This window comes from Chamaesiphon sp. OTE_8_metabat_110, assembly GCF_031382685.1.
Taxonomy (GTDB): domain Bacteria; phylum Cyanobacteriota; class Cyanobacteriia; order Cyanobacteriales; family Chamaesiphonaceae; genus Chamaesiphon.
Genome location: NZ_JANMZA010000003.1, coordinates 1 through 12,848, shown reverse-complemented (window position 1 = coordinate 12,848; position 12,848 = coordinate 1). Strand labels below are relative to the sequence as shown.

Sequence of the window (12,848 nt, the reverse complement as noted above, 5' to 3'; positions counted from 1 at the left end):
GGTGGCGATCGCTACAACAATGGTTATTACTAACTAATTGCTCATCGATCGGATTTCACCTAAGCTCATCCCCCACCCGGAGTTAGGGTGGGATTTTTTTATTAGAGATGGGAGATGGGAGATGGGAGAGGGTAAAAGGTAAAAGGTAAAAGGAATAGCACAGTTCCACAGTTCCCCCATCTCCTCGTCTCCTCGTCTCCTCGTCTCCCCGTCTCCCCCACTCCCCGTCCCCCCCCACTCCCCCACTCCCCCACTCCCCTATGCCCTTACCTACTAACTTTGATGTCATCGTCGTGGGAGCTGGCGCGGCGGGATTGTACTCTGCATTGTGCCTACCAGCGTCATTACGGGTCGCGATCGTCAGTAAGGCGAGTTTACCCCTGTCGGCTAGTGATTGGGCGCAGGGGGGGATTGCAGCGGTAGTAGATCCGCAAGATTCGGTGGATCTGCATATTGCCGATACGCTCAAGGCGGGGGCGGGATTGTGCGATCGAGCTGCGGTAGAATTTTTGGTGACTCATGCGGCGGAGTGTATCGATTCGCTGGTGGAGTTTGGGGTGGGATTTGACAGAGTAGATGAAAAATTGGCGCTGACTCTCGAAGCTGCCCATTCGCGTCCGCGCGTGTTACATGCCGCCGATACTACTGGTAGAGCCTTAGTGAGTACTTTAGCCGATCGAGTATTGGCGCAATCAAATATTACTGTGCTGACTCAAGCATTTGCCCTAGATTTGTGGCTGGAGTCTGGCACTTGTCGGGGGATAAGTCTCGTCTATCAAGGCGAAATTAATTGGGTAACAGCTACCGCCGTCGTCTTAGCTACAGGTGGCGGCGGACAGGTGTACGCGCAGACTACCAATCCGGAAGTCAGTACGGGGGATGGTGTGGCAATGGCACATCGAGCGGGGGGATTGTTGCGAGATCTGGAATTTGTCCAGTTTCATCCCACCGCACTCACCAAAGCAGGTGCGCCGAGATTTTTGATCAGCGAAGCGGTACGCGGTGAGGGCGCTCATTTGGTAGACGATACGGGTTATCGGTTTGCATTTGACTATCATCCTGCTGGCGAACTCGCGCCTAGAGATGTCGTCAGTCAGGCGATTTTCAGTCATTTGCTCAAACACAGCCCCGATCCCAATCAAGGCTGTGTCTGGCTCGATCTTAGTCCAATTCCTGAAGCAAAAATCCGCCATCGCTTCCCGAATATCATTCAAGTTTGCCAGCATTGGGGAATTGACATCCTGCATGAGTTAATTCCGGTAGCACCAGCGGCGCATTATTGGATGGGGGGAGTTCAGACAGATCTGATGACTCAAACTAGTATTCCGGGCGTCTATGCAGTTGGCGAAACTACCAGTACCGGGGTACATGGAGCCAATCGCTTGGCGAGTAATTCACTATTAGAATGCGTCGTATTTGGCGCTCAGTTGAGTCAGATCTCGATCGATTCCGCACCCATCAATATACCCTCAATTGAGATTCCCAACTTAGAGCTTTGGGGCGAAAAATTGGCTCAGCCAAATGGATCTTGGCGCGATCAAGTCGAGCAGATTCGCGAAGAATTACCGCGTTTAATGTGGCAAGCTGCTGGTGTTTGTCGCGATCGAGCCAGTCTCCAATTAGCACTCGATCGCGTCAACACTTTACAACGAGAATTTAATAATTTACCGATTTCTCAATTAATTACCCAAATTATCCCGCCCCAATCGGGCACTCTTCCCTCGGAAATATCCGAAGTAGATCTGCAAACTTGGGGCGAAACCCGCAACTTATTAGCCATCGGAATTTTAATTTTAACCAGTGCCTTAATGCGAACCGAAAGTCGCGGCGGACACTCTCGAACTGACTTTCCGACGATCGATCCTAACTGGCAAGTTCACACGATCGTTCAAAAAGATCGCTGGTTTAAGTCAGATGCGATCGATTAATCGCGATTACCTAAATATGCGCGATTAGGATTGAGTTTATTCATTTATTTAATTTTATAAAGATCGTGACAAAACCAGACCCCGCAATCTTTTTCAATCGAGAAATGGCCGCTACTTATGACCAAAGAAATACTGTGTTTGCGCCACTGCGCGAAGCCCTAAATTTTCTCATCCACGCTATTCTTGCCGAACTGCCGAGCGATGCGCGGATTCTCTGTGTCGGTGTTGGTACTGGAGTGGAACTAATCGATTTAGCTCAAGCATTTCCCCAATGGCAATTCACGGGGATCGAACCTGCGGCACCCATGCTCGATATCTGTCGCCAACGGATTGCCGAAAATGGTCTTACTTCCCGCTGCACTCTTCATGAAGGTTATCTCGATTCATTACCTCCAGTGGATTCATTTGATGCGGCAACTTGCTTGTTTGTTTCGCACTTCTTGATGCTCTCAGAAGATCGGCGTCACTTCTTCGAGCAGATCGCTGTCCGACTTCGCCCCCAGGGGTATTTGATTAATGCCGATCTAGCTGCCGATCTTGCTGCTTCAGAATATGCCGACATGCTGAATGTTTGGCTGCGGGTGATGCAAGGTGGCGGTGACGTATCCGCAGAGCAGATCGCCAAGGTTCGTGCCGCGCACAGTCGCGATGTGGCTGTGCTGCCACCATCAGCAGTCGCCGCAATCATCGCGGCAGGTGGCTTTGAGCCACCTGTGCAGTTCTATCAAAATCTGTTGATGCACGCTTGGTATGCCCGCCGACAATAGCGATTATTTGGTAATTGCCTCCCAAGCGGTAATAACGGACTGTAACGACTTGGGTACACGCTGTTTCTCAATGCTAGTATAGCTGACGCTACTACCGATCGATTGGAGCGTGACTGTCGGCACATCCGCCACAGATGCCGAAGTTAGATAGTTCAATCCATTGAGGTTGGGCAAGCCTTGACGCGATAATACAGCTTTGAATCGATCGAGTCTTACTGGGTTCAGCGTGCGTAATAGTACCGGACGCGATCGAATATTGGGTGCCGTAATTAGGCGGGTAACTTTACCATCTGTTGAGAGGGTGTTAGTAATAGTTCTACCAGTTAGATCGCCAGATGAAGAACTAGTAAATAAAATATTGGATGCTAGCGCAGCATCAGTAGTCGCAAATGTAATCGCGACTGGAGCTAGAGCCTTGCTAGCGGCTGAATTTTGGACAATGCGACTGGCATTGCGATCGAGATGGTACACCCAGCTAGATCGTCCATCAGTTAGGACTGCTTGCCAACCGGGAATCGCAATTTTGGTACAAGCGCGGCGAGGTGTGAAGATTCCCAGACAACCATCAAATGTGCGGGGATTAATGGCTGTGACGCGGAGTTTATTTAGGGGGACATTCAATTCTCGACGGGCAGCTTGCCGTAACTTCCGGGCTACTGGTAGTGGTAAGACAGCTTGGGGTGAGGTTTCAGTGCGAAGATTTGTACCCGTGTTATCGGTGCGATAGACATAGCTCTGGCTGCCATCAGTAGCTTCAACGAGCCAACCATTGACGACTGCTTGCGTACAGACTTCATCAGTCTTGCCTAAGCCCAGACAGCCATCCGGCCAAGCTTGAGCCGAAAAGTTCTGGACTTTGATGCTCGCTGGCGGCACTTTGAATCGCTGCACAATGTCTCGATCGATCTTATTGGCGACTCCTTTGGGTAGGACATTGGTTTGGGCAACTGCGGCAGAGCTGAGTGGTAATAAGACTGAGATGGGTGCTAAAATCGCCATCCCAATCGCCCAACAACTACCCAAATAACTATGAATTCGACCTAACATATATCTAATCTAATAACTAACTTATTAGACTTGTTAGATAGTCTTTTAGTTTCAAATTAATTGAAATTCTTTAGCTATTGTCGTAACTTAGTAAGATTATAAATAGCAGACAACTACGGCAGAAAATTATTAATTTTGACAACCAGAGATGCTATTTTGTTCCTGTAAAGAGCATGGGGAACGTGCCAGCCGATCGGCATCAGGCTCCATTCCCGATCGCGATCGCGAGTGCTAATCCGCATTTTTATCCCCAAGTTGTTGCTGCTTTTGCCTATGGCGCTCATACGGCGGCGATCGGACAATTAGGCTATGCACCGAGGAGGATCTTACCGATCTCAGATGCTTTGCCGATCCTGCTCATTGGGGGTACCTGTGACGGCGTAGATGCTATCGGTTTATTCATTAGACTACGCTCGAACTAATTGTCATTTACACAAAATCAGTCAGTGCGATTGTGATTCCGAGTTGCTCGGCTAACGCACTGACTGATGATGAAAATTGTGTCAAGTTTGTGAGCGGAAAATGTCCAGAGATATTAGAGTTAATTACTTAACAAATAGCATCTCTTGATAGGTAGGTAGCGGCCAGAAATCGTCCGCTACCTCACCTTCTAGGGCGTCGGCATCTTTGCGTAACTCGTCCATCATCGGGCGGATTGTTTTGGCGCAATACTGCATGTGTTCTTCGATCGAGCTAAAATCGTGTTTGCCCATCGCTCCATCGAGTTTACTGACTTTATCCATGATTGTGCCGATTAACATCGCTACTTTTTCGGCACTTTCCTTACTAAGTTCGATTCCGATCGATTTAGCATTAAAAATCGTGGTAGACAGTTCGGAATGATAGCGCATGGCGGCTGGATAAATGGTAGTTTTTGCCATCGTCACCATCAGTTTGGCTTCGACATCGATCGCCAGAATATACTGCTCGGCGTACACTTCAAACCGACTTTCAAGTTCGACGGCACTCAGCACTCCAACTCGCTCGAATAACTCTTTGATGTCATCAGCTTTAAGGACTGGTAGCGCATCAGCAGTCGTCCGCAGGTTAACTAAACCGCGTTCTTCCACCGCCATTTTATGCCAATCTTCGGAGTAGCCATTACCACCAAACACGACGGCACCATGCTTGTCCATCACTTTTTTAAGCACTGTGTTGATGGCAGTAGTTAGATCGGCTCCCTCAGCCATTTTGGCTTCTAATTTGTCGGCAATCCAAGTGAGCGAATCAGTCAGGATCGTATTCATCGCGACTAATGGCCCCGATACCGATTGGTTGGAACCGACGGCGCGGAACTCAAAGCGGTTGCCTGTAAAGGCAAAGGGCGAGGTGCGATTGCGATCGCCAGGATCTTTGGCGAATACTGGTAAAGTGTCTACGCCGAGTTCCATCACTCCGGCATGAGCCGAACTGGTAGTCTCGCCCTTACTAATCTGGTCGAAAACCTGTTCGAGTTGCGATCCGAGATAAACAGAGATAATTGCCGGGGGAGCTTCATTTGCGCCCAAGCGGTGGTCGTTGCTAGCTGTCGCAACAACGGCGCGTAATAGTGGCCCATACTTGTGTACGCCCCGAATCACCGCGCCACAGAACAGTAAAAACTGCATATTGGCATGAGGAGTATCGCCAGGATCGAGTAAATTACCTTGAGTCGCATTCCCCACCGACCAGTTGACGTGTTTCCCAGAGCCATTAATTCCGGCAAATGGTTTCTCATGCAACAGGCAGACAAAGCCGTGTTTCTTGGCGGTACACTTGAGCAGAGTCATCGTCAGTTGCTGGTGATCGCTGGCAACGTTGGCAGCTTCAAAGAAGGGTGCCAGCTCGAATTGACCTGGAGCTACTTCGTTGTGGCGCGTTTTGGCGGGAATCCCCAGCCGATACATCCGCTCCTCCACGTCCTGCATGAACACCTGCACGCGATCGGGAATTGCCCCAAAGTAGTGATCGTCAAATTGCTGACCTTTAGCCGCCGACTTACCAAATAAGGTGCGTCCTGTGAGCAGCATGTCGGGACGACTATGGGCAAAATGCGCGTCAACTAAAAAGTATTCCTGCTCGGCACCACAGCTAGAATTAACGGGTGCAACTTCGGTATGTCCCAGTAACTTGAGCATCCGCGTTGCCGCTTTGTTCATCGCCGCATTCGATCGCAATAATGGCGTTTTCTTATCCAGAGCTTCACCTGTCCAGGAGATAAACACCGTCGGGATGCAGAGCGTGACACCATTGTCTGTTTCCATCACATAAGCCGGACTGGTAACATCCCAAGCTGTATAACCGCGTGCCTCAAAAGTCGATCGTAGTCCGCCATTGGGAAAAGACGAGCCATCCGGTTCGCCCTGAACTAGCACTTTGCCCGTAAACTCCGTCAATACGCTGCCATCACTTTGGACGGAGATAAAACCGTCATGCTTTTCGGCAGTCGCATTGGTCATCGGGTAAAAGACGTGAGCATAGTATAGTGCCCCTTTAGCGATCGCCCAATCTTTCATCGCCGCAGCGACGGTACCCGCGATCGATATATCTAATTTGCCACCCGTCTGAATCGTACTCTTAACTGATTTATAAATATCTTTGGGCAAACTTGCCTGCATCTTGCTCAAGGTAAATACATCCGTTGCCCACAGTGCTTCTAAGCGTTGAGGCACCTTGGATGGTAACGGCTGGCGATCGGTTACTTGAGAGACAGCCTGTACGCGCAATTCATGAGTCATGATGATTCGTTCCTAATGAGGTGGATGGATAGAAAATCCCCTCCTCGGAGGGGTGCCCGTAGGGCGGGGTGGGTAGATCTCCGCAGAAACCCAACATTCCTACAATCGTTGGCGAAGCCTACCGGAGGTAATCGCTGAGTGTGTTGGGTTTCGAGGGCTTCAGCCCAACCTACGATCTTTTGCGATCGAAATCCCTTGCCCTCACCCCCAACCCCTCTCCCAAGCTTGGGAGAGGGGAGCCAGAGCCACAGGCGAGGGCGGGGTGAGGGCTGCTCAATACACTGACGGCACAAAAAACTGCTCGTTACGCGGCGGACGTACATAGTCATGCGGCGCACTCTTGCGCGGGGGCAACTCCAGCGGCTCCGGTGTCATGTCCACATAGGGAATCTTGCTCAAAAAGTGACTGATGCAATTGAGCCGAGCGCGGCGTTTATCATTCGCCTCCACCGTGAACCACGGAGCTTCAGGGATATTCGTATGGGCAAACGTCGCATCCTTAGCTTGCGAATACTCCACCCAGCGTTGGCGAAGCCTCTCCCCTGGAGAATCGCGTGATTCGAGATCCATCGGACTGAGTTTCCACCGCCGTGCCGGATCGGTCGTCCGCGACTGAAACCGTCGCTCTTGCTCGTCATCGCTAACTGAGAACCAATATTTCAGCAAAATAATCCCTGATTTCACCAGCATTCGCTCGAATTCGGGACAAGTTTGCATGAATTCCTGATATTGGGCATCGGTACAAAAACCCATCACATGCTCTACTCCAGCGCGGTTGTACCAACTGCGATCGAAACAAACGATCTCACCCGCAGCGGGTAGATGGGGCACGTAGCGTTGGAAATACCATTCGGTTTTTTCGCGATTCTCCAGGGGAGAGGCTTCGCCAACGCTCGGCGTTCCCAGAGCGACAACCCGACAACCACGAGGGTTCAGCGGCTCGGTAATTCGCTTAATCGTGCCACCTTTACCAGCAGCATCGCGTCCCTCGAACAAAATCACGATCCGCACGCCTGTATTCTTGACCCAGTACTGCATTTTTACCAATTCGACTTGCAGTCGAGCTAGCTCTTGCTCGTAAACTTTACTGGGAAGTTTGGAACTGCCTTCTGCCTCAGAGACGTGATGCAGCACTCGGCGTTCGGCGGTTTGAATCTGGGCTTTTTTGCTCTTCTTCTGTTTTTTCTGCTTGTGCTTGATTGTGGCTGGTTCCACCAGTGAGTCGAACATAGCAGTGGTGGAACTGCCGTTCATGATTTCGGTTTCCATAATTATCCTTTGATAACCCAGTATGAGTGTGGCGCAGGTAATACCGATCTTAAAATTGGATTCATTACCCTCACAACGTCTTAGAAGTTAGCAACAGACAGAGATTGCAAATGTAAGGACAAAATCTCTCAAGCCGATCTTTGTCAACGCTTGTAAGTCGTTAAAGGTTTTTTGGGGTTGACCTATATTAAAGACAAATAAGCTGAGTGTTTGTATTGCAAACTACGAAATATCACAAGCAGATGGTCACACATAAATTTACCGTTCGAGACAACACCCGAAAAGTCAATGCTGGTAGCGAGTACAAGTTATTGTTAGTTTTAAAATATAAACTTGCTCCAAGACTGAATCGACTATTTGTATTGAAAAATACGGATCGATCTGTTGTAAAACAGTAAAGATTCTGTGTTGAAGTCTTCCAATAATATAGCTGTCCGATTGCCAGCAATTTTCAAAAAATAGCTCTCATTACAAAACTCATAAGTATCGATCGAACATTCAATCGATTCTCCAGGGGAGCGGGCTTTCCGCCAACGGCAAAATTTGTAGCGTCTACACAAATGCAATAACTATTTATAAACACGTAAAGTATGACAACAAATTCCGGTAAGGATGGGCTAAAACCCACCCTGGGACTACTCGGTGTCACAATTAATGCAATGGCTTTAATCGCCCCAGGTGCATTCTTGTGGACGACATTTCAGCTCCAATCTCCCAGGGCATCAGCCCCGAATATGTGGGCTTCAGTCGCAGTTGCAACCGCGATCGCTTTGTTAACTGCTAGTTGCTTTGCCACACTATCTAAAGCCTATGCAGAAGCAGGTGCGGGCAGTTCTTATTACTATGCAGAAGCAGCAATTCTCGCCAAAGAAGAGCATCGTCACTTTCGATTTGCCCGGATTGTCAAGTTTTTAACGGGATGGGCATCTCACCTTTATTACTGGGTTTATCCTGGGGTGATGGTCGGGTTTATGGGTACCCTAATTGTCTATATCGGGCGACTTTTCAACCCAAATTTTGCTGGCGATTCACTCTCGCAGATGCTTTTGTGTGCGGTATTTGCGGGATTAGTTGGCTTTGTTGCTTTCTTTGGCGTAACTGGTTCAACATTGATTAATATCATCATTAATATCGTCCAAATCAGTTCGTTATTTATTTTGGGAATTTTATTTATCACGTTTAGATTTACCAATCCAGGCTTCAATTACGAGCACGCCAACGCACTTAGTGTCGTGATTCCCCATGATTTTGGGGGGCTATTATTCCAAACAACGATCGCGATTTTATTAGTAGTCGGGTTTGAATCAGCAACCGCCCTCGCAGGTGAAGCCATCAACCCCAGACAAGACATTCCCAAGGCGGTAGTCATGTCGCTATTTATTCAGGCTTGTGTTTGCTACTTCTTTGAATACTTTGCGGCTAACTTCTTCATTAGTGATGCCTATGCAGGTGTGGTAAATAAAGCTGGCGAGGCAGGCTCGTTTGTCGCTGGACTCGATCCCAAAATTACCGATATTGGGGCAGCAGTGACGGCACTAAGCCTGGATGCGAGTAAATATACTGGAGGCAGTATCGTTAGAGGATTTGATGCAGCAGTTTTATCTGGTGCCCCCGTTGGAGATATGGCACGAATTTTGGGCGATCGATTGCTCGGCGGACACGGATTTACACTGGTATTAGTATTGGCAATCACCGTCTTGATGGCACTACTAGGAACGACGCTATCTGCCCTTTCCACAGGCGTGAGAATTACCTACGCGATGGGTGCAGATGACGAGCTACCGAGCATTTTTGGGCTGCTCCACAGCAAGTTTAGTACGCCTCATATCGGGACGATCGTGTTGACTATTTTGTCCGCTATGATTGGGGGATATGGAGTACTTAGTGTCAACAATCTAACACAGATGACACTGGTTTCAAATATCGGTACTTTTATCTTTTATGGATTGACTTGCCTAGTCACATTCGTGGCTGCGATCGATCGATTGTTAGGCGATGAATCAAATTTTATCAAGTCAAAATTGATTCCTCTAGCTGGAGCATTTATGAACTTTGCGATGATGTTTGGTGTGTTTTACTTTGGTTTTACGGCTGGCGGTGACTCGGCTAAAAATGCTCAAATTGCGATCGGGATTTCGGCTGCTTTCTTCTTGTTTGGTTTTGCCTATATTATGGTGCGGAGTATCATGACGGGTCGATCGATTTTCGTCAGACCCCATGAGAACCACATCCAGCTCGGTAGAGGAAATTCGGGTAACTTGTAATTTGAATTGCTGCGTAGTCCCTTACCCCACCCCAGCCCTCCCCTTCTAAAGGGGAGGGAGCACGAAAAGCCCCCCTGCTTGGTGCGCTTACACTGTCGGGGAACCCGAACAGTGCGCACATCCGCTTTATAAGGGGGGTTGGGGGGGTAATCCAGGGTTTTGGCTATTTTCTTTACTCTCAACTAGTTCCAGGCTAAAACTCAATGAATAAATGGCAAGTACCACCAGAACATTGGAATTACTTATCCCCAACCAAAAAATATCGTGTATTCAAAACAGCGATCTATGTTGCTGTCCCCTTAATGGTGATAATCACCATGTTTAGCTTACTTATTGAAACAAAATTGGGACTTTAAGCACTACTTAACCTAAGATATCTACAAGACGATCGCCGTAAAGTCGGAGCAAACTAACTATGGATTTGATTATTGCAGTCATCCAACCGTCCAAATTGGATGATGTCAAAGAGGCATTGGTAAAGGCTGGAATTCAAGGATTGACAGTTACCGGAGTTAAAGGATTCGGTCGTCAAAAAGGTCGCCCGCTGGCATTTTTAGGATTGTACAATATGGATCGTCAACCCTTTACGATCGATTTTATTCCCAAAGTGAGATTAGAAATGGTCGTACCTTCTGAAAAAACCGATTTAATCGTCGAAACGATCGTTAAAACCGCCCACACTGGCAAAATCGGCGACGGGAAGGTATTCGTACTACCAGTTGCCAGAGCCGTCCGCATTCGGACTGGAGAAACTGGCATCGAGGCACTCACCCCCGACAAGGAGGAGAGTTCGGTCTAGCGCGATATAGCACTAAATTTTTACACTCGATTATCGCCGCGTCCCTTAATTGGGATGCGGTAATTTTTTGTCGGATTTGGTTACTAAATACACCGATCGTCTGGGCGTAAGTCTTATGATGAGGATAGTGTTTTCGATTGCCTACGGCACGCTACGCGAACGATTATGCCGCAACGCCAAAAAAAGATCGTTCAAAGTAGTGCGGAACTATTGCTAGAATATGCTGCTGGCGATCGAGATTTTGAAGCAGCACAGCTCACCGCCGTCGATCTTCAATCCGCACAGTTAGCCAAAGTCAACCTGAGCAAAGCAGTCTTATTTAAAGCAGTCTTGAGCAAGGCAATTTTAGCAGGTGCCAACCTGAGCAAAGCCGATTTAGTGCGGGCAAACTTACAATTTGCGAAATTGAATCGATCGAATTTACATCAAGCCAATCTATATGAAGCAGATCTCACAGGTGCCAGTCTGGGAACTGCCAATCTCAGTCAAGCAAGTTTAGAAAGTGCTATTTTGAGCCGTTGTGATTTCGGTTTAGCCAACTTACAACGGGCTAATTTGAGCCGAGTGACGGCAATTTCTACAGGTTTCCTGCAAGCAGAATTGATGGATGCTGTATTATTTCAAGCAATCTTCACCAGCGCGATCTTCGAGAGAGCAAATTTGACAGGAGCCAATTTAACTGAGGCAGATCTGAGTGATGCAAACTTACATAAAGCAATCTTAATTAAAGCTAACTTACACAAAGCCACACTCGATCGAGCCAATTTAAGTTGGGCAAATTTGGTTGAAACTAATTTAGAGGGCGCATCATTAATCGCTGCAAATCTCGAACAGATCGATTTTAATCACGCTAATTTACTTGCCGCAGATCTGACTACTGCGAATTTGAGTAAGGCGAATTTGACTAAAGCCATTTTAGTAGCAGCCAACCTGAGTCGGGCAAACTTACTAGCAGCTAATTTAACCGAAGCGAATTTAAATCGATCGATCTTGTCAGAAGTAGATCTATTTGGTGCAAATCTAAAGCGGGCAAATTTATCGGAGGCAAATTTAGAATCTGCCGATTTGCGAGAAACAAATCTGCTCCTTGCAGATTTACATAGAGCCAATTTATCAGGAGCCAATCTATTTGGAGCCGAATTGAAAGGTACTAATTGCAGAGGGGCAAATTTTGCTGGAGCAAAGTTGTATGGAGCCAAACTTATTGGGGCTAATTTACAAGGTGCTGTGTATGACGATCGGACAGAATTTCATAGTAAGTTCTCACCGATTAAACAGGGGATGAAGCAAATATAGACAGACTTGGATCTACTCTGAGCTAAAATGAAGGAGAAGAGTTGTAATGGAGGTATGACTATGGCAGTTCGTCAAAGACGCTACAGCAAAGAAGAGTTAGCTCAACGTGGGCAAGAACTCTATGAGTCTGGCATTCGGCAGCAAGTCGAAGCAGGAAATGACAATAAGATTGTAGCTATCGACATTGAAACCGGAGAGTTCGAGGTCGCTGAAAATGTTGTGCCTGCAACCAATCGACTGTTTGAACGACTTCCTGACGCTCAACCCTGGATAATTCGGATCGGACATCGTGCCGTTTATCATTTTGGGGCACGGAGTCTGAAGAAAAATTCATGATGCAAGGAGTTGTGAATTTACGACGTGAAGCAATGCTGACTGTTGTGGTCGGTAACTCAAATCGACAACTACAAGCGATCGATGCTGTGATTGACACAGGGTTCAATGGGTTTCTATCTTTACCCTCTACAATCATCACCACTCTAGATTTACCTTGGAGCGGTGCTGATTTTGTAACTCTGGGCGACGGCAGTGAGACATCCTTTGATTTGTACACTGCGGTCGCAATCTGGGATGGGCATTACTTTGAGATTGATATTGCGGAATCAGAGACGGAACCTCTGTTAGGGATGGCACTGCTCTATGGGTATCGATTGCAGGTTGATAATATTGAGGGCGGTATTGTTAAAGTTGAAAAACTGTGATTCCCCGTCATAGCCTTTTATGGATGCAGTCTAAACAAACCCGTTGCACGCCGATCGAAC

General features: G+C 47.8%; 11 protein-coding genes. 8 read left to right on the top strand and 3 right to left on the bottom strand.

Annotated features, from left to right (window positions below; all coding sequences use genetic code 11):
- Positions 1 to 260: 260 nt before the first annotated feature.
- Both nadB and RMO52_RS00080 read left to right on the top strand, forming a co-directional pair.
- On the top strand, positions 261 to 1,928 hold the full coding sequence (gene nadB / locus RMO52_RS00085) for an L-aspartate oxidase (RefSeq protein WP_310409919.1): 1,668 nt from the start codon (positions 261 to 263) through the stop codon (positions 1,926 to 1,928).
- A gap of 65 nt (positions 1,929 to 1,993) precedes the next feature.
- A complete protein-coding gene (locus tag RMO52_RS00080; protein ID WP_310409918.1) occupies positions 1,994 to 2,695 on the top strand; it encodes a class I SAM-dependent methyltransferase in 702 nt (233 codons plus the stop codon).
- 3 nt (positions 2,696 to 2,698) lie between these two features.
- On the opposite strand, the gene RMO52_RS00075 is transcribed toward RMO52_RS00080, so the two are convergent.
- Positions 2,699 to 3,742 carry a hypothetical protein gene (locus RMO52_RS00075; protein ID WP_310409916.1) on the bottom strand — a complete coding sequence of 348 codons (1,044 nt, stop codon included), beginning with the start codon at positions 3,740 to 3,742 and terminating at the stop codon, positions 2,699 to 2,701.
- Positions 3,743 to 3,915: 173 nt separating this feature from the next.
- Here RMO52_RS00075 and RMO52_RS00070 point away from each other — a divergent pair, with 173 nt between their 5' ends.
- Positions 3,916 to 4,164: a hypothetical protein gene (locus tag RMO52_RS00070; RefSeq protein WP_309742427.1), complete on the top strand. Its 249-nt coding sequence runs from the start codon at positions 3,916 to 3,918 to the stop codon at positions 4,162 to 4,164.
- Between the two features lie 123 nt (positions 4,165 to 4,287).
- Here RMO52_RS00070 and RMO52_RS00065 read toward each other — a convergent pair whose 3' ends face one another.
- Positions 4,288 to 6,459 carry a glutamine synthetase III gene (locus RMO52_RS00065; RefSeq protein WP_310409914.1) on the bottom strand — a complete coding sequence of 724 codons (2,172 nt, stop codon included), beginning with the start codon at positions 6,457 to 6,459 and terminating at the stop codon, positions 4,288 to 4,290.
- A 273-nt stretch (positions 6,460 to 6,732) separates the two neighbouring features.
- Entirely contained in the window at positions 6,733 to 7,689 is a 957-nt protein-coding gene (ppk2, locus tag RMO52_RS00060) for a polyphosphate kinase 2 (protein ID WP_396134847.1), read from the bottom strand.
- A gap of 629 nt (positions 7,690 to 8,318) precedes the next feature.
- Here ppk2 and RMO52_RS00055 point away from each other — a divergent pair.
- The 5 genes from RMO52_RS00055 (at position 8,319) to RMO52_RS00035 (ending at position 12,788) form a co-directional block, all read left to right on the top strand.
- Positions 8,319 to 9,992: an APC family permease gene (locus tag RMO52_RS00055; RefSeq protein WP_310409911.1), complete on the top strand. Its 1,674-nt coding sequence runs from the start codon at positions 8,319 to 8,321 to the stop codon at positions 9,990 to 9,992.
- A 415-nt stretch (positions 9,993 to 10,407) separates the two neighbouring features.
- Positions 10,408 to 10,791, top strand: a complete 384-nt coding sequence (locus tag RMO52_RS00050; protein WP_310409909.1) for a P-II family nitrogen regulator — start codon at positions 10,408 to 10,410, stop codon at positions 10,789 to 10,791.
- A 165-nt stretch (positions 10,792 to 10,956) separates the two neighbouring features.
- Positions 10,957 to 12,087, top strand: a complete 1,131-nt coding sequence (locus RMO52_RS00045) for a pentapeptide repeat-containing protein (RefSeq protein ID WP_310409908.1) — start codon at positions 10,957 to 10,959, stop codon at positions 12,085 to 12,087.
- Positions 12,088 to 12,147: 60 nt separating this feature from the next.
- Positions 12,148 to 12,423 carry a hypothetical protein gene (locus tag RMO52_RS00040; RefSeq protein WP_310409906.1) on the top strand — a complete coding sequence of 92 codons (276 nt, stop codon included), beginning with the start codon at positions 12,148 to 12,150 and terminating at the stop codon, positions 12,421 to 12,423.
- Positions 12,420 to 12,788 (top strand): clan AA aspartic protease, encoded by a 369-nt coding sequence (locus RMO52_RS00035; protein ID WP_310409904.1) that lies wholly within the window; start codon positions 12,420 to 12,422, stop codon positions 12,786 to 12,788. Before RMO52_RS00040 ends, RMO52_RS00035 begins: the two co-directional genes overlap by 4 nt.
- The last annotated feature ends 60 nt before the right edge of the window (positions 12,789 to 12,848 follow it).

Coding starts and splice junctions, on each gene's coding strand:
- RMO52_RS00050 (WP_310409909.1), top strand. CDS start 10,408: ATGGATTTGATTATTGCAGTCATCCAACCGTCCAAATTGGATGATGTC.
- RMO52_RS00045 (WP_310409908.1), top strand. CDS start 10,957: ATGCCGCAACGCCAAAAAAAGATCGTTCAAAGTAGTGCGGAACTATTG.
- RMO52_RS00035 (WP_310409904.1), top strand. CDS start 12,420: ATGATGCAAGGAGTTGTGAATTTACGACGTGAAGCAATGCTGACTGTT.
- RMO52_RS00075 (WP_310409916.1), bottom strand. CDS start 3,742: ATGTTAGGTCGAATTCATAGTTATTTGGGTAGTTGTTGGGCGATTGGG.
- nadB (WP_310409919.1), top strand. CDS start 261: ATGCCCTTACCTACTAACTTTGATGTCATCGTCGTGGGAGCTGGCGCG.
- RMO52_RS00055 (WP_310409911.1), top strand. CDS start 8,319: ATGACAACAAATTCCGGTAAGGATGGGCTAAAACCCACCCTGGGACTA.
- RMO52_RS00070 (WP_309742427.1), top strand. CDS start 3,916: ATGGGGAACGTGCCAGCCGATCGGCATCAGGCTCCATTCCCGATCGCG.
- RMO52_RS00065 (WP_310409914.1), bottom strand. CDS start 6,459: ATGACTCATGAATTGCGCGTACAGGCTGTCTCTCAAGTAACCGATCGC.
- RMO52_RS00040 (WP_310409906.1), top strand. CDS start 12,148: ATGGCAGTTCGTCAAAGACGCTACAGCAAAGAAGAGTTAGCTCAACGT.
- ppk2 (WP_396134847.1), bottom strand. CDS start 7,689: ATGTTCGACTCACTGGTGGAACCAGCCACAATCAAGCACAAGCAGAAA.